15 protein-coding genes and 1 riboswitch are annotated in these 16,380 nt (G+C 61.2%); of the genes, 1 reads left to right on the forward strand and 14 read right to left on the reverse strand.

Annotation, left to right across the window (positions count from 1 at the left end; translation table 11 throughout):
* Positions 1-41: 41 nt before the first annotated feature.
* The 8 genes from G4C92_RS03140 to G4C92_RS03175 form a co-directional block, all read right to left on the reverse strand.
* Positions 42-1,256 carry a lipopolysaccharide biosynthesis protein gene (locus tag G4C92_RS03140; protein WP_274941150.1) on the reverse strand — a complete coding sequence of 405 codons (1,215 nt, stop codon included), beginning with the start codon at positions 1,254-1,256 and terminating at the stop codon, positions 42-44.
* The gene (locus tag G4C92_RS03145) at positions 1,243-2,601 is read right to left on the reverse strand and encodes a phenylacetate--CoA ligase family protein (protein WP_274941151.1); all 1,359 of its coding nucleotides are present in this window, start codon (positions 2,599-2,601) and stop codon (positions 1,243-1,245) included. Before G4C92_RS03145 ends, G4C92_RS03140 begins: the two co-directional genes overlap by 14 nt.
* Positions 2,602-2,668: 67 nt before the next feature.
* Positions 2,669-4,465, reverse strand: coding sequence for a D-alanyl-D-alanine carboxypeptidase family protein (locus tag G4C92_RS03150; RefSeq protein WP_274941152.1), 1,797 nt, complete (start codon positions 4,463-4,465; stop codon positions 2,669-2,671).
* Positions 4,455-4,724 (reverse strand): HPr family phosphocarrier protein, encoded by a 270-nt coding sequence (locus tag G4C92_RS03155; RefSeq protein WP_274941153.1) that lies wholly within the window; start codon positions 4,722-4,724, stop codon positions 4,455-4,457. Before G4C92_RS03155 ends, G4C92_RS03150 begins: the two co-directional genes overlap by 11 nt.
* A gap of 37 nt (positions 4,725-4,761) precedes the next feature.
* The gene (locus G4C92_RS03160) at positions 4,762-6,075 is read right to left on the reverse strand and encodes a CdaR family protein (protein ID WP_274941154.1); all 1,314 of its coding nucleotides are present in this window, start codon (positions 6,073-6,075) and stop codon (positions 4,762-4,764) included.
* Positions 6,065-6,943 carry a diadenylate cyclase CdaA gene (cdaA, locus tag G4C92_RS03165; protein ID WP_330654773.1) on the reverse strand — a complete coding sequence of 293 codons (879 nt, stop codon included), beginning with the start codon at positions 6,941-6,943 and terminating at the stop codon, positions 6,065-6,067. Before cdaA ends, G4C92_RS03160 begins: the two co-directional genes overlap by 11 nt.
* A gap of 85 nt (positions 6,944-7,028) precedes the next feature.
* The gene (locus G4C92_RS03170; protein WP_274941155.1) at positions 7,029-7,262 is read right to left on the reverse strand and encodes an aspartate dehydrogenase; all 234 of its coding nucleotides are present in this window, start codon (positions 7,260-7,262) and stop codon (positions 7,029-7,031) included.
* Positions 7,246-8,112 carry a mechanosensitive ion channel family protein gene (locus tag G4C92_RS03175; RefSeq protein WP_274941156.1) on the reverse strand — a complete coding sequence of 289 codons (867 nt, stop codon included), beginning with the start codon at positions 8,110-8,112 and terminating at the stop codon, positions 7,246-7,248. Before G4C92_RS03175 ends, G4C92_RS03170 begins: the two co-directional genes overlap by 17 nt.
* A gap of 181 nt (positions 8,113-8,293) precedes the next feature.
* Positions 8,294-8,410: riboswitch (FMN riboswitch) on the forward strand.
* A gap of 143 nt (positions 8,411-8,553) precedes the next feature.
* Between G4C92_RS03175 and G4C92_RS03180 the strand changes: the two genes are divergently transcribed.
* On the forward strand, positions 8,554-9,198 hold the full coding sequence (locus G4C92_RS03180) for an ECF transporter S component (protein ID WP_274941157.1): 645 nt from the start codon (positions 8,554-8,556) through the stop codon (positions 9,196-9,198).
* On the opposite strand, the gene G4C92_RS03185 is transcribed toward G4C92_RS03180, so the two are convergent.
* The 6 genes from G4C92_RS03185 to G4C92_RS03210 all read right to left on the reverse strand — a co-directional run bounded on the left by G4C92_RS03185 (position 9,176) and on the right by G4C92_RS03210 (position 16,358).
* Positions 9,176-9,940, reverse strand: a complete 765-nt coding sequence (locus tag G4C92_RS03185; protein WP_274941158.1) for an SGNH/GDSL hydrolase family protein — start codon at positions 9,938-9,940, stop codon at positions 9,176-9,178. The two genes, G4C92_RS03180 and G4C92_RS03185, sit on opposite strands and share 23 nt — an antisense overlap.
* Positions 9,941-9,950: 10 nt before the next feature.
* Positions 9,951-11,282 carry a threonine/serine exporter family protein gene (locus G4C92_RS03190; RefSeq protein ID WP_274941159.1) on the reverse strand — a complete coding sequence of 444 codons (1,332 nt, stop codon included), beginning with the start codon at positions 11,280-11,282 and terminating at the stop codon, positions 9,951-9,953.
* A 17-nt stretch (positions 11,283-11,299) separates the two neighbouring features.
* A complete protein-coding gene (locus G4C92_RS03195; protein ID WP_274941160.1) occupies positions 11,300-13,003 on the reverse strand; it encodes an NAD(P)/FAD-dependent oxidoreductase in 1,704 nt (567 codons plus the stop codon).
* A gap of 150 nt (positions 13,004-13,153) precedes the next feature.
* A complete protein-coding gene (locus G4C92_RS03200) occupies positions 13,154-13,780 on the reverse strand; it encodes a DUF4317 family protein (protein ID WP_274941161.1) in 627 nt (208 codons plus the stop codon).
* A gap of 2 nt (positions 13,781-13,782) precedes the next feature.
* Positions 13,783-14,724 carry an ROK family glucokinase gene (locus tag G4C92_RS03205; RefSeq protein WP_274941162.1) on the reverse strand — a complete coding sequence of 314 codons (942 nt, stop codon included), beginning with the start codon at positions 14,722-14,724 and terminating at the stop codon, positions 13,783-13,785.
* An 89-nt stretch (positions 14,725-14,813) separates the two neighbouring features.
* Entirely contained in the window at positions 14,814-16,358 is a 1,545-nt protein-coding gene (locus G4C92_RS03210; RefSeq protein ID WP_274941163.1) for an AAA family ATPase, read from the reverse strand.
* Positions 16,359-16,380: the final 22 nt, after the last annotated feature.

The following is a 16,380-nucleotide window of genomic DNA, read 5'->3' on the forward strand; positions in this document are numbered from 1 at the left end:
GCCGTCAGCCGGATCCGCTTCCTTCATACAGACGGCGCCCGTTACGCGTCTCCCGCCTCCGGATTCTTCTCCGCCCGGACCACACCGAGCGCCAGCACCACCGCGACGCGGGCAAGATTGGCGAGCAGCACGCCGGCCGAAAAGCCCGTCAGTCCGCCGCGCTTTGTCATCACGCTGATCAGCACCAGCACCAGTCCGAGATGACAGCACTGCAGAATCAGCTGCCATATCTCGCCGGTGAACGTCAGCACCACGATGAAGAGGTAGGCCGACAGCATCGCGAGGATCTGGGACAGCGTGACAACCGTGAGAATCGGCTGTGTCCGCTCCGCCAGAGACGGATAGAACAGCCGGATAAACACCGGCGTCACCGCTTCGCAGAGCGCAAAGAATACCGCCGATACGGCCAGCCCGATTCCGGCAAACTTCATGAACCGCTTCTTCGTGATCCTGACCCGGTCCTTCGTAAGATAAGAGATCACGATGGTGTTGACCGGCGCGATGAAGAGTACCAGCGTCTTCCCGATCAGAGACGCCGCATAGTATACCGAAACGGCCTCTCCGCCGAGCGCCGGCTTGAGAAACAGCCGGTCGATGTTGAGAGTGAGGTTCGTGACGAAATAGGACAGCACCAGAAGTCCGCCGCGCTCCATGACCAGACGGAAGCTGGCCGACCGGACCGTGACATTTCTGAAAATGCATCCGGTGGCCGCCACATAAAGGAGAGCCGCCGCTTCGCCGGCAAGAAAGATCAGATACCAGTTCCCGGTCACCCGGTACAGACAGAAGCCGGCCGCATATCCGGCCGAGCAGACCGCGTAGTAGAGGAAGTACCGCCTGTAATTGAGAGACAGGCGGTATTCCACATCACCGTAGTAGCGGAAATCCGTGAGCAGTATGAGAAGCGCCGTGAGCAGCGCCCCCGCCGCGCCTCCCAGCGAGCTGCGCGCGAACAGGAGCGCGCCCGCGATCCCGATGAGAGAATACAGGAAGACCGCCGCGCTGTAGTCTCCGTTGGTCACCGAACGGCCCCGCCGCAGCACCAGCCGGCTGTTGTTGAGAGCCTGCCCGACCGAAGGCCCGAGCGTGTTGACCAGCGCCATCAGATAGAGCATCGTGCCGTTCTGCTCCGCTCCGAGCCGCGCGGCCAGCTGCGGATAGATCAGCAGCTGAAGCACGCCGTTCAGCACGAGGGCGCCGCCGATGGTATACAGCGTGTTGCGGGCGATCTTCCCGCTGGAATCAGTTCTTTTCATGGATCAGCTCCGGACAGAGATTTTCAATGTATTTCCGTTTGCCTGATGCCAGCACGGGGATCTCGTCGACATAGGTAACCGTGATGTCGGCATCCTCTCCCAGCGCCGGCCGGATCCGCCTCAGCATGTCCTCCGCGTTCATCCGGCTCCGGTCGCCGTTAAGCCTCAGCTCGTAGGTCTTCCTTCCGGTCTGGAGGAAGCGGTACTGACGGACGCCCTCCACATCCCAGAAATTGTTCGTGATGACGTACGGCGTGACGGGACGCCCCTTCGTGTCGTAGAGAAGGTCGCTCCGGCGCCCGTACAGCTTCGTCAGCATGAGACGGAACCGGCCGTTCTTCATCACCTTTCTGGCAGCCGCGCTGTCGCCGTTGTCGTACCGGATCACGGGAAACGCCTCGTTCGTCAGATCCGTGAGCACGATCCGCCCCAGTTCTCCCTCGCCGGCCGGCTCGTCGCGGTCAAACTTCAGAATTTCGAAATAATAGCTCTCCGAATTGATGTAGTAGGAATCATCCGTTTCGCTCTCGATCCCCATAATCCCGTTCTCCTCGTTGGAGTAATAGGACCGGACCGGACAGCCGAACTGACGCGAAAGCTGCGCCCGCACGGGATCCGGCATCGTCTCGGAGATCGGGAGGATCGCATGCACCGAAAAACCGCTCATATCCACGCCGTGCCGCTCGATGTAACGGCTGATTTCCCCGAGCGCGGACGCGTATCCGGTCAGCACCTTCACCCTCTCGCGGCGGATCGTCTCCAGCATGCCCGCGATCGACTCGTCGGACAGCGAGGAGCTCTCCATCATGATGGTGTTTTCCGCGAACAGCGCCAGCCGGCTTTTCTTCACGTTGTTGACCCATACACGGATGAAGGCGGTTTTCTCACCGATCCGGTAGCCGCCGAGCTGACTGAGAAAGATGCTGTCCGCCGTATTCATCAGCGCCTTTCCGCGGTTCTGAATCATGGAAAAAGGCGTACCGGTGGATCCGCTCGTCGTCATCACGCGGTTGTCCTTCGCGTCAAGGTAGGCCCTCGAACGGAATGAATCATAATGCTCCCGGAACGTATCCTTGTTGACCACCGGAAACGCGGAGAGCGGCGCGCCGCTCTCCGTATGGCGGTAGTACGGCACTGTCCGGACAGCGTGATCCAGAATGTGACGAAGCCGCCGCTCCGTCTCCTCCACGGACGTGCCTTGATGAAACGCGGCCGCGTCGCTCTCCACCCGTTTCCGCACGGCTCCGCCCCGGAGGCCGTCCAACGCAAAATAGGCGCCGTAACGCGCCTTTTCCATCAGGGTATCATGACCGGGCCACTCCCGGCCTCTCTCCTTTTCACTCATCTCGGACTCCCCGGCAGTACACAGGCGCCGCACTCGGCGGCGCCCGTACATGGCTGCTGCATTGATCTCAGTTGCGCCGTCTTCTCAGAATCACGGTGATGATGATCGCGATGATGCCGATCAGAATCATCGAGGACAGCACCGCCATCGCGAGAAAAAGATTCCGGTCCATCACGATGCCGCTCGGCAGAACGACCTGAGCGGCCTGCTGCTTCGTGCGGTTCGCCGCGTTCATCGAGGGGGTGTTCTTCACGCCGTCGCTCACCGCCGGCTCGGCGGATTCCGCCTCTTCAGACGAAGCCATCGTCTCGGCCGCGGAAGAGACCGCGGATTCCGCGGAGGACAGCGCCGGAACGGATGAAGGCGTCGGCGTGACGCCGTTCTTCCGGTCATAGGCGTCCTTCGTCATGACGGAGGATCCGACCTTTTTCTCTCCGAAAAGGTACTGTGTCTTCACAACCGCGCCCAGCTTCGGATCCGTCGCCTCCTGTGTCTGCCTCGTGATCCGGTCCGCGCCTGCGTCAAGCGGCAGCGTGGCGACGCCGCCCCCGGTCACGCCGTCGCCCTGGTCGACGGTCACCTCGTGGAAATACTTGTACCCGTACCGGAAAAGATAGGCCGAATCCGCGAGGCACTTGTCGCTTCCCTGATCGTGCAGCGTCACGGCGATCAGCTCCATGCCGTCACGGTCCACCACGGAAACAAGCGTATTCAGCGCCGCGTCCGTGTAGCCGGTCTTGCCGCCGACAAAGCCGCGCGGCCCGTCGGAGGGATTCAGCACCCAGTTGTGATGGTTCTGGAAAATCCGGGCCTCCGTCATATTGGTGGCCGGTATCGTATACTGCTTCGTGCCGATGATCTGGCGGAAGGTATCGTTCTTCAGCGCCGCCTGCGTGATCAGGCACATATCGTACGCCGTCGTCACATGATTGTCGGCCGGCATCCCGCACGCGTTGACGAAATGCGTGTGGCGGCATCCCAGTTCCGCCGCGCGCTGGTTCATCATCTCGACAAAATGATCGATGGAGCCGCCGCCGATGTACTCGCCGATCTGAGTCGCCATATCGTTGGCTGATTTCAGCATCATGCCGTACAGCATGTCCTTCAGCGTGAATACTTCTCCGGCCTGCGTGTAGAGGTTCGAGCTTCCGTCCGTCGCATAACGGGTGGCCGTCCCGGTCATCGTCACCTGCGCGTTCAGATCGCCCTTTTCCAGCGCCAGCAGACAGGTCATGATCTTGGTGACGGAAGCGGGCGGCGTCGCTGTATCCTTTCCCTTGGCGTAGAGTACGACACCGGTCTTCGCATCCATCAGGCAGGCGTAGTCCGCGTCGATGTCCTTGCCCTGCGGCCAGTCCGCGTAGCCGTTCGTCTGTACGACGGAAGGATCGGCAATGGGGTGGTCATTCGTCCCGCTGTCCGCGGCATACGCCGCGGCGGAATCGGACTGCGATGCCGCGGACGCGGATGACGCGGCCGGCGTGGCAGCCGCCTGCGTATCCGTCTGCGTGCCGGTCTGCGTATCCGCCGTACCGGCTCCGTCATCCGTATAAGTCCGGACTGCCGTTGCGGACGCAGCCGCCGCGCCGGCGGATGAAGCATTTCCGGAGGACGCCCCCGATCCGCTGCCCGCATCGGCGTCCGTTCCGTCGACCGCCGCGTCCGTGCCGGTCTCATCGTCAGCCAGATCGGTAAAACCGTCCGTCCCGCCGTCATCCACGATCTGCGCCTCGCTGCCTGCGGCTGCCTCCGCTCCGCCGGCGCTGTCCGCCGGGATCCGCAGCGGGGCCGCGCCGACCGCCGCCGCGAGGAGCAGTGCCAGCAGCGCCGCTCTCCGCTTCATTCCTCTTTTCTCAGATTTCATCTCCCAGCCCCTCCTCAACCACACTGATCAGATGTTTCAGCGCTTCCTTCTCGTCTTCCCCGTTGCAGACAATCTCAATCTCGTCGCCGCACTTGACGCAGGCGCCCAGAATCGACAGAACGCTTTTCGCGTTCGCGGTTGTGTTCTCGAACGTAAAGGTGATGGTCGACTTGTATTTCAGCGCTTCCTCACAGAACCGCGCCGCCGGCTTCAGGTGAAGACCGGATGCATTTCTCACCACTACTGTACCGCTGACCATGAATTTTCCTCCTTCATACACTGCGTTCCCGCCGTGTCTACGCGTTCACGCTGTCCGCCTTCGAATCACCCTCGGTGGCAGAAATCGTGAGATCCGCCGTCACCTGAGACGCCAGTTCATAGCCATCCGGCAGAGAAATACTTACCGGCAGCGTCACGTCCCCGGCCTTCACGCCGCTCAGATCCACAGACGCACTGATGTCATCCGTGCTCAGACGGGCGAGTTTCTCATCGCTCCCCTTCACACGGACATCCAGCTGCGATTCCTTGAATACAGCGTTGAGGCTGTCCGGCAGATTGTCCTGACGGATGTTCTTCGTCTCGATCTCAAACGACTTTGTGTTCTGCTCGAGGATCTTGACGTTGACGACCACCTTATCCGTCAGGTCGGCGGCGAGCCGCAGATCCGCCGGCAGATAATCGGTAATCTTGACGTTGATGTCCTGGTCCGAGGAGGCGCCGCTGATATCAACCGCCTTCGAATCGGAATCAATCACGATCTTTCCTCCGTCCGCGCGGAAGGCATCGAGCGCGTCCTCACTGCCCACCAGCTGGATCGTGGACGGCGTCACGGAGATGTCGCCGACCGTGTAGCCCTCCGCCGGCGTGCCGTAGCTCTGCGCAACGATCGGCACATCCGAAAGCACCTCGTCCAGTGTCACCCGGACGCGGATGTCATCGAAGCCGATATTCGGCGTCAGATAGTTCATCCGCGAATCACTCAGCACGTCGCCGTTCTTGTCAAAGACCCGGATCGTCGTGCCCAGCGTGGCGTCGGTCTTCAGCCCGGTGACATCCACCTGGGCGACGACCTTGTCGATCCGCTCGATCAGCGACTTAGGCCCGCGCAGCGTCAGTTTCTCCGGTGTGGCGGAAATCGATCCGATCTCATATCCGTTCGCCGGCGACGTATCGCCCGCCGTGGTATTGATCACGAAATCCTGGCTCACCATATCCTCGAGCGAAATTTCGATGTTTCGCGGATTCGCCGTGATGCTGTCCGTCGAAACGCCCGGAATCTGAACCGTCACCGGCACCATCACCGGATCGGAGTTGAAGTCGATGATCTGCGTCAGATCCGCATTGGCCACGATGCTGGACGTGCTGAGCCGCTCGATGATCGAGGTGTTGGACTTCACCGTCACGCTGATATTCTGAAAACCGTCCGCAATTTTGTAGGAAAGTCCCTTCGATTCCACATAGGAGGCGTTCGACACGCTGACCGGGATCGAGGCGAACGTCTTCGTTCGGACCGGATCGCTGACGTTCATCACGATCAGCCAGACAAAGAAGGCGATCACCAGCGAGACGACACCGAGAACCGGATGCGTGAAGACGTGATTACGTTTCATCCTTCTTCCATCCTTTCCGGAACCGCGGGATCCGCGCATCCCTCATTCTCAGGGTCCGCTTCTGCATCTGATGAAGCTGCTCGCGGAGTCCGCTGGCCGTGACGCCGGTGGTGAGCACGCCCATATAGGCGCAGGAAACCCGGCCCGTCTCCTCCGACACAATGATCGTGAAGGAATCCGACGCTTCGCTGATCCCCAGCCCGGCCCTGTGGCGCGTGCCGTATTTCTTGCTGATCTTCGCGTTATCCGAAAGAGGAAGATAACAGGTCGCCGCGGTGATCCGGTCGCCCCGGAGAATCACCGCCCCGTCGTGAAGCGGCGTGTTATGTTCAAAGATATTGATCAGAAGCTGGCTTGAGACTTCCGCATCCAGCATGATGCCGGTATCGATGTACTCCGTGAGGAGAATGTTCTGCTCAAGGACGATCAGCGCGCCGGTGCGCACCTCGCTCATCTCGTTGACCGCGCGGACGATCTCGGAAATCGTCCGGTCCGAAAACCGCTCGCCTTTCTCGCCTGCATTTTCAAACAGAAAGACAGACGAAAGAAGGCTTTTGTTTCCGAGCTGCTCCAGCGCCTTCCGGAGCTCCGGCTGAAAGATGATGACGAGCGCCAGAAGAGCCACGGACGCCAGCCGTTGCGTGATCCAGAGGATCGCAGCCATCTGAAAGATCGTCGCGACGAGTATGAAGAGAACCACGATCAGGATCCCCTTCAGAAGAGTATAGGCGCGTGTCCGCTGAATCCATTCCATAAAGATATAGATCAGAAAGGCCAGAATCAGAATTTCCACAATATCGATGGCCTGTATTTTCGGGAAATACAGGTCATTGAGAAATATTCGGATCTGGCTCCAGATGGTGGACACGGTCGAGCCTCCTTTGCTTCAGACAACGCATACCTGAGGCCCATTCTAACATAAAGCCCGGTTCAAGTAAATCCGGGGTGCCCGTTCAGTAAATTTTCACAATTTCGCCGTCGATTCCGTAATCCGCGCGGAACGATTCGATATCCGTCTCATTCCGTACCAGCCGGTCCTCGCGGAACCGGCCGCTTTCCCTGTTCAGAAAGCCGGCGACCTGCTCCCCGGTGCAGATGCTGCACCGGATAGCGGGCTGCATTTTCTCCGGATCGTATGCCTTCGTCCCGGCGGATTTCTTTTTCTCATTCTTATGAAGAAAGGACATCGCACGCCTCCTTCTTCTGTCCGGCTTCCGTTTCTTCCAGAATCTGCATGTGCGGGTAGGCAAATTCAAGGCCGTCTTCTTCCTGAAACCGCCGCCAGAGCGCCAGCCGGAGATCGGAGCAGGCCTGATAATTCTCCTCAGGCGTATGCGTGAGCACGCTGCACCGGAGGCTGATGCCGGATTCGCCCAGATCCCTCACAATGACACTCACCGGCCCGTTCTCCCCTCTGTCCGCCCGCGCCGCCCGGACCGCCGGATGCGCCGCGATCACATCCGCCGCTGTCCGGACCGCCAGGTCGAGATCCGATTCGTAGGTCACGGAGAGGTCGATGAGTCCCGTCGTATAAGCATTCTCCGCGTAATGGGCATTTTCGATGACCGCCGTATCCATCGCCGCGTTGGGGACGATGAGCGAGGCCGAATTGATGAGGTTCCGGATCACGGTACTTCTCAGATTGATGGTCGTGACATAGCCCGTCAGCTCCGTTCCGTTCACCGTCACGCGGACCCGGTCGCCGATTTCAAACGGCTTGAAGACAAGCAGGATCAGTCCGTGCACGATATTGCTCAGTCCTTCCTGAAAGACGAACCCGAGTACGACGATCAGCAGCGAGGATGACATCAGGATCTGATTGCTGAATTTCGAGAAACCGCTCCACAGATTCAGAATCCGGACCACGATCGCGATGATGATCAGGGCGCGGATGACGCCTTCCAGAAAGGCCATCGCGGAGTTGTTTCTCCTCTTTTTCAGCGTACGGAACACCCGCCCGTTGATCTTGAGGAGCAGCAGCATCACGGCTGTGAAGAGCAGCGCTTCCACATACTGATTCGACAGGATCTCCCTCATCTCCGGACTGTCCTCCCTCCGACTTCTTTGCCCGGCCATGCGACAGCGTCCCGCCGGGCTTTACCGTTCCTCAGTCTACCACAAAGAAGCCGGGTTTGTCCCCCTGACATCCGGATACATGAAAAACCTTTCCTTACATGCCGCTTGCATTCTCTTCCCTCCTGTGTATAATAAGGTCAGCAGAATTCTTCGGGGCAGGGTGTGATTCCCTACCGGCGGTGACAGTCCGCGACCACGCAAGTGCTGAACCGGTGAAAGTCCGGTACCGACAGTAAAGTCTGGATGAAAGAAGAATGGCGTATGTGTTTGGAGATCAGATGCATGGCGTGTACGGAGCCCCGGATGAACGACATCCGGGGCTCCGATTTTCTTTTTCAGGTTCTGCACCGATGAATCCTCAGACCGCGGCGCTGGCCGCCACATCAAAAGGAGGGTTTTCCTATGACAGACACAGCAGAAAGACCGGTCCGGCCGGACACCCGTCAGACGGGTGCATTTCGCACAAAGGAGGTCGCATTTGTCGGCGTCTTCGGCGCCGTCGCGGCGGTCCTGATGTATTTCGAGTTTCCTCTGCCTTTTCTCCCCGGCTTCTACCAGCTTGATTTCAGTGAGGTGCCCGTTCTGATCGGCACGTTCGCCTTCGGCCCGGTTGCCGGCACGCTGATCGAGCTCGTCAAGATTCTTCTTCATCTTCTTCTGAAGGGAACGTCCACGGCCTTCGTCGGAGATTTCGCGAATTTCCTCATCGGCTTCGCCCTGCTGCTGCCGGCCGGTCTTATCTACCAGAACCGGAAGACGAGAAGACGCGCACTGGCCGGGATGGCCGCCGGCACGGCCTGCATGACCGTCTGCGGCGCGGTGATGAATCTCTATTTTCTGATTCCCGCGTACGCAAAGGCCTTCGGTCTCTCCGTCGACGCCATCGTCGCGATGGGCACGCAGGTCAATCCGGCCGTCACGTCCCTGAACGGACTCGTGCTGCTGTGCAACGTACCGTTCAATCTTCTGAAGGGGGTGCTCGTCAGCGCCGCCACCTTCCTGCTCTACAAGCACGTGAGCCGCTTCATTCATAAGGCGGGAGAATAAAACCGCCCTGCCTCCGGTCCGTTCCGCTGAAGCGGATGGTCTTGAGGAACCGCTCCGCCAGCAGCTCGTGTCCCTCATCGGTGGGATGAATGCCGTCCACCGTCAGCGGCTCCCCGGAGCACTGACTCTGACGGAGAAAGACGGAACGGGTCGGGACAAAGACGAAGCCTGCCTCCGAGGCCGCTTTCTCCTCCGCCGACGCGATCCGGTCCAGAACCGGGAGGAGACATTCCGGCGCCTCCGCCCCGCCGAACGTCACGGGCTCGAGTGCGAAGGGCTCAATCACGGTCACGCGGCCGCATCCGGCGGCGCGGATCCGGGCGGCAAGTTCCCTAAACCGTTCGCTGAAGCGGCAGACCGCCCGGTCGGCTGCGCCGCCGGACGGAAGATCCCGGACACGTTCCGTCCGGCCTTCTTTTTCTGAAGTGAAATCCGCCGGATCCGCGGATCGTTCCGCCGAAGACGCGATGCCGAGCGCATCATTGATCCCGATCAGAACCGAAACGAAGCAGGAAGAGGCGCCGCCCGGCGCCTCTTTGATTGTCCGCTCCGTTTTCTCCCACTCCGACAGCAGGTCCTCCAGCGTATAGCCGTCGGTTCCTGCGTTGACGACGCGCAGCTCCCCGGATCCGTAATGAAGCGTCTCCGCGATTTTCCGCACATACCCTTCCCCAAGACCTTCCTCATCCCAGTTCCGGCTGCTGTCCGTCACGCTGTCGCCCAGAAACAGATATGTTCTCATCCTGCTCCTCTCAAATCACATGCCGGAAGCTCCGGTCCGTCAGAATCCGCGCGGCCACCAGCCCGAGCGGCAGCGCCAGCACAATGATGAAGGCGCCGGACATCCAGTGCGCCGCTTCCGTCACATTATTCACGCCCAGATTATAAAGGCTCCTGTACATATACATACCCGGCACCATGATCACAATGGACGGCACGGTGAGGGAGATTCTCGGATAGCCCGACTTTTTTCTGACCGCGGAGGCCAGCAGGCCGGAAAGCAGCGCGCCGATGAAGGCCGCCTCGCCTCCGGCCATCCCGAGATAACTGACGAGCGACAGCCGGACGGTGTTCGAAACGGCGCCGATGAGACCGGCGGTGGCGGCCATCTTCCGGGGGCTGTTGTACATCAGAGAGAAGCCGTAGACGCCGAAGAAGCTCATCAGAAGCCGGAGCAGCACCTGCTGCGGATACCAGAGATCCTGGGGGATGAAATCCGCGGGCCGGAAGCTGAGCGCAGCCGCCGTCACCCATCCGGTCGCCGTCGCCACCAGAATGATCAGCACGGCGTAGGACATCCTCTCCAGCCCGGACCGCATATCCAGCTTCGCAAGATCGATTCCTCCGGTGATCAGCGGGAATCCCGGGATGATGAAGAGCATCGCGCAGATATAGCCGGCCTCATGCTCCGGCGAGACGCCGAGGAAGCGTTCCCCGAACTGGACCGACAGCACATAGACGAGACAGGCCGCCGCGACGCCGACGATCGTGCCCGCGAGCAGCGTGAGCTTCCGCTTCACCATATACGACTTGATGGCGTTTCCGGCGCCCGCGCCCAGCAGCGTGCAGATCATCTCCACCAGACCGCCGCCCAGAAGAAAGGTGAACCCGAAGCAGGCGAGTCCCGCCGCGCAGCCGAGCCGAGCCGGGGAATAATGACCCGGGCGGTCCCGGATGACGTCCAGCTTCCGGTGAAGCTCATCCGCCGTCATCGTATCCGCCATCTCCGGAAACGCGCGGACGAATTTCTGCAGCTCCATCAGCTTGTCCGTGTTGATGCCGGTGGATTTCAGGGACAGCGCCTGCGTCACCGCGTGCTCTCCCTGATAGATGGTGCACTCAAGCGAGACAAGGCCGATATCCGCCGAGCAGGTGACGCCGAGCTCACGGGAAAGGATATCCATCGACTCCCGCACGCGGTAGGCGCCGGTCCCGACGGACAGCATCATCAGACCCACGCGTCCGATCAGCAGCGCCTTGTCATGCAGCTCCGCCTTCCGGATCGGGGTATCGCTCTTCGATTCGACCATGCGGTGCCAGTGGTATGTCATGTGGTGGGTTTTCAGAGGGGCCTGTTCAGGCATTTTATCTGCTCCTTCCTTTACTGTGGTCCGTTTGCTTCATCTGTTCCCGCGTCCGGACGGTACCGCCGGGCCACCGCCTCCGCCGTTCTGATGCCGTCGATGGCCGCCGACATGATGCCGCCGGCATACCCGGCTCCCTCCCCGCAGGGGTAGAGCCCGCGGATGTTCGACTGGAAGCTTTCGTCCCGCGTGATCCGCACCGGCGAGGATGTGCGGCTCTCGAGTCCCGCGACCAGCGCCTCCGGCCCGGCAAACCCGGGAATTTTCCGCTCGAACGTATGCATACCCTCGATGAAATCCGCGGTCAGCGTCTCCGGCAGCAGCGCATGCAGCGGAGCCCGCGCGCTTCTTCCCTTAAGGCAGAGCGCCTCCGTCTCTTCCGCCGTCAGGGGACGGACCTCCGTGTCCGCTGAGAACGGATCACGGAACGCACGCTCAAATTCGGTGAAGCGCTCGACCGGAATCCGTCCGGCCGCGAGAGACGCGGCGCGTCTCTCGAGCCTTTCCTGAAAATGCAGGCCGTCCAGCGGGCCGTCTCCTCCAACCGTCTCCGCTCCGACCGTCATCACGATGGCGCTGTTGGCCCGGGCGGAGTCCCGCGCGTAGTCGCTCATCCCGTTCACGGCCAGTCCGCCCGGTTCGGAGGATGCGTCGACGATATACCCGCCCGGGCACATGCAGAAGCTGTAGACGCCGCGGCCCGAGGCGGCGCGGGTCACCAGCTTGTAGCTGGCGGCCGGAAGGCCGAGGCGCGCCCTCTCCTCCGGAGCGCCGATGCCGTAGGCGCGCTCGTCGATCATCTTCTGGGGATGCGAAACCCGCAAGCCGACCGCGAAATCCTTCCGCGTGATGTCCGCCTGCCGTCCGTACAGCATCCGGATGGTATCCCGGGCACTGTGTCCCGGCGCCAGCACGCATACCTCCGTCTCCAGTCGACAGGGTGCGCCGCCGTCCGAAGGCTGCTCCAGAATACCGGTCAGCGCGCCGTCCCGGATGATAAGATCGGTCATCCGGGTGCGGAAGCGGACCTCTCCGCCCAGCCGGATGATCTCGTTCCGGATCGCCCGCACCACGTCCCGGAGACGGTCCGTTCCGATATGCGGATGGGACTCATACGCGATCTCCTCCGGAGCGCCGGCCGTGATAAAGATCCGGAGCACCTCCGCGTTCCGGCCAAAGCGGTCTTTCACGTTGGTGGTCAGCTTCCCGTCGGAGTAAGTGCCGGCGCCGCCCTCCCCGAACTGGATGTTGGCGGAGGGATCGAGTTCGCCGGTTCTCCAGAACCGTTCAACCCGCTCCGTCCGCTCGGTCATCTCCGCGCCCCGCTCCAGAACCAGCGGCCGGTACCCCTGCTCCGCGAGCTTCAGCGCGCAGAACAGTCCGGCCGGTCCCGTACCGATCACGACCGGCCGGTGACGGAGAACGGGCGCGTCCGGCGCCGGAGACGGGAACGAATACCGGACCGGCTCTTTCCAGCGGATCTGTTTCTCTCCCGCCCGTTCGGCCCGCTTCCTCTCCTGCTCCGCGCTCTTTCCCTGAAGCGAAACCTCGACTGTGTAGACGTCCATCAGCTGCGGTCTCTTTCTCGCGTCGATGCCGTGCCGCGCGATACGCCAGGTGAACGGCTCGTCCCTCCCGAGACGGAGAAGCCGCCTCAGCTTTTTCTCCAGCGCTTCCCGTCCCGCGCCGCAGGGAATCCGGATTTCCTGTATCTCGATCATGTCTTTCTCTCTTTCAATCCGTTCTCAGCGGGCTGTTCCCGTCCCGCCGCGCAGCCATTGACTTCATGTTCCGTCTCTTCCCGGGCACCCTCCGGCCCGCAGCTGCATGCTCTCTTCTCTCCGAGCGCACTCCGGCCCGCGGCTGCATGCTCAGCCGCCCCCGAGGATCCGCCGGACCAGCGCCGGCTGCGCCGTCTCCGGAGCCCGGGTATACAGGTCGATCGCGCCCTCGTCGCCGCTCCTGAAGGAGAAGGCCGGGAACAGAAACCCGAAGTCCGGCCGCCCGATCTCGTAGTCCGGAAGCGTCGGCGAAACCGTGCAGATGATGAAATCGTACACTTCCTCGGACTCATAGAGATACCCCTTGTCCGACGCCTTCATCGGAACGTCATAGACACCGTGAAAAACCGCCACCGCGTAGTCCGACGGCGATACATAGGAAAGGCCGATCTGCTCGTACAGCGCTTCCATCAGAAGATCGTTCTTCAGCCCGCAGCTGTGGATTCCGCGGAGAAGGCGCCAGAAGCCGCTGCCTTTTCCGGCCTCCTCCGGGAAGCGGCGCTCGCGGAGCTGCTCGTTGGTACGGGCAAACGGCACCGTCTTCGCGAGCTTCAGGTTCTTCGCCTTGTCTCCTCCGCTCAGATTCAGGAAGTTCACATTGAACGTGTTGTCGATCTCTCCTTCCGCCGTCATATACGCGCCGGCGATCCGGGTAAAGCAAGTACGCGTCGGAGTCATCCGACGCGTAAGCTCAAGCATGTCCTCTCTGTCAATCATCGTCAGCCGAGCACCATCTTCACGGCGCCGTACATGCCCGCGTCATTTCCCAGCTCGGCCAGCGCGATCTTCGTGCCCTCGCTGGCGTGGAACGCTGCCTCAACATAATACTTCCGCACGGTGTCGGTGAGGATGCTGCCCGCCTTGGAGACGCCTCCTCCGATAACGAAGATTTCGGGATCCACCACGCAGGAGATCATTGCCAGCGCCCGGCCGAGGATCCGGCAGACATGATTCACGATTTCAAGCGCGACGAAATCGCCGGCCTTGGCCGCGTCGAAGACGTCCCTTGCCGATGGAGACGCGATGCCGCGGAGAGAGGAGGGCTCTTCGGACTGCGCCAGCATCTCCTTCGCGACACGGGCGATCCCGGTTGCCGACGCGTACTGTTCAAGATGACCGTTCTTCCCGCAGCCGCAGATCAGCGTCTCATCCGGATTGACCTGGATGTGGCCGATCTCGCCCGCCGCCCCGAAGACGCCGGGAAGAATCTTTCCGTTCAGGATGATGCCGCCGCCTACCCCGGTCCCCAGCGTGACCATAACGACGTTTTTATGCCCTTTGCCGCCGCCCTTCCACATCTCGCCGAGCGCGGCGACATTGGCGTCATTGCCGACACAGATCTTTTCGACGCCGGTCAGCTTCTTCAGCTCCTCCGCCACATCGACGACGCCCCAGCCGAGGTTCACCGCACGGTTGACGATGGAGTCATGAATCACCGGGCCCGGAATATCGATCCCGATGCCTTCCAGTTCGTCCGGGCTGATCTTCCGGTCCGCGAGATCCTTCTTCACCGCCTTCGCGATGTCGCCGAGGATATACGCGCCGTCCTTCTCCTTCCGGGTCGGAATTTCATGCCGGTAAACCAGCTCTCCGTCCGTCCGGAAAAGTCCGATCTTCACCGTCGTTCCCCCGAGATCCACGCCAAATGCATACGATTTCATTTCAATTTTCCTCCCTCGCCCGCTTCATCGGAAGCCTTCTCCCGGCAGCGGCCGGACCGCGCCGTCAGACATCTTCCGATTGTGTCTTCTTATTCTACATCCAAACGGTGTGCTCCGTCATCCCGAATCTTTCCGAAAATGCAGCCGCTGTCCTGCTGCTCATCGCTGAGATCAATTGTCTTCAGCCTCTCATCCAGCTCCCTGCGGCGGTCACGGAGAAGCAGCAGCCGGTTGTATTTGTCATAGGCCTCGTTTCCGCATTCGCTGATGAACCTGAGCGCGTCGTAGCCGCCGGAAAGCTCCGTCAGGAACAGCACCATCTCCTGTCCCTCCCCGAATGTCTCCGCCAGAAAAGCAAAAGCCCGCGTCAGATGCGCCCCGGTCCGCCGGATCTCTTCCATCCTCCGCTGCTCACGGGCTGCGAACCACGCCTTCACGGCGCCCGACGGTTCCGCATCCGGCTGCGCCAGAACCGTCTCCAGTTCCTTCAGCGCCTGCACCGTCCGGCGTCCGGTCCGGGCGGCATTCTCGCCGATCAGACCTGCGGCTGTCCCGCCGGCCAGCCGCTTCTCCAGCTTATCCCGCTCCTCCTTAAGCGAGCCGCCGGCGATCACCCGTTTCAGAATATCCGCCAGCGCCCGCTGCAGCTCTTTCTGCTCTCCGTATCGCCGGAATTCTCCGTCCAGACGGTTCGTGAGAAGTCCGATCAGGCTGAGCTTCTCGTCAAACGGCGCCCTCGCGAGCTCCTCCGTTCCCTTCGTACAGGTCCCGTCCAGAATCCCGTCAATCCGGAAGACGCGGCTGTACCGGCAGTAGAGCTCGTAGTAGACCGCAAAATCCGCCGCGATCTCGGGATCCTCCAGATACTGCGCAGCCAGCGCCTCGTCCGCCTTCTTGCCGAGCTTCTCGTAAACCGTGATGATCCGCGAGAGATCCTCCCATCCGCGGGCCGTCACGAAACGGACCCCGTCCAGGTCCTGCTTCACCGAATAAAAGTGTTCCTTCCGGATCCCGAGATAGGAAAGGATCGAGCCGTGGACGCCCGCCTTTCTCGCGTATTCCTTCCAGACGCCGAGATCCGCCGTGATGTCGATCCGCTTCACCCGGTCGAGCGTCACGATATCGAGATCCCGCACCGACCGGTTGTACTCCGGCGGATTGCCCGCGGTCACGATCACGAAGCCATCCGGCACCCGGTGCGTGCCGAAGGTTTTGTACTGGAGGAACTGCAGCATCGTCGGCGCCAGTGTCTCGGAGACACAGTTGATCTCGTCAAGAAAGAGAATTCCCTCGTGTATGCCGGTGCGCTCGATCTGGTCGTAAACCGACGCGATGATCTCGCTCATCGTATATTCCGTCACCTGGTACTCCGTCCCGCCGTACGTCTTCCGGGAAATGCTGGGGAGGCCGATCGCGCTCTGACGGGTGTGATGGGTGATCGTGTAGGATACCAGATTGATCCCCAGCTCCTCCGCCACCTGCTCCATAATCGCGGTCTTCCCGATCCCGGGCGGTCCGATCAGAAGAAGCGGCCGCTGCCGCGGAACCGGAATCAGAAAGCTTCCCGTCTCGTCCTTCGCAAGATATGCCTCGACGGTATCGATCACCGTCTGCTTCGCCTGTCTGATATTCATCCTCATCCTCCGTATGTGATGA

The organism is Chordicoccus furentiruminis, assembly GCF_019355395.1.
GTDB classification, from domain to species: Bacteria; Bacillota; Clostridia; order Lachnospirales; family Lachnospiraceae; genus Chordicoccus; species Chordicoccus furentiruminis.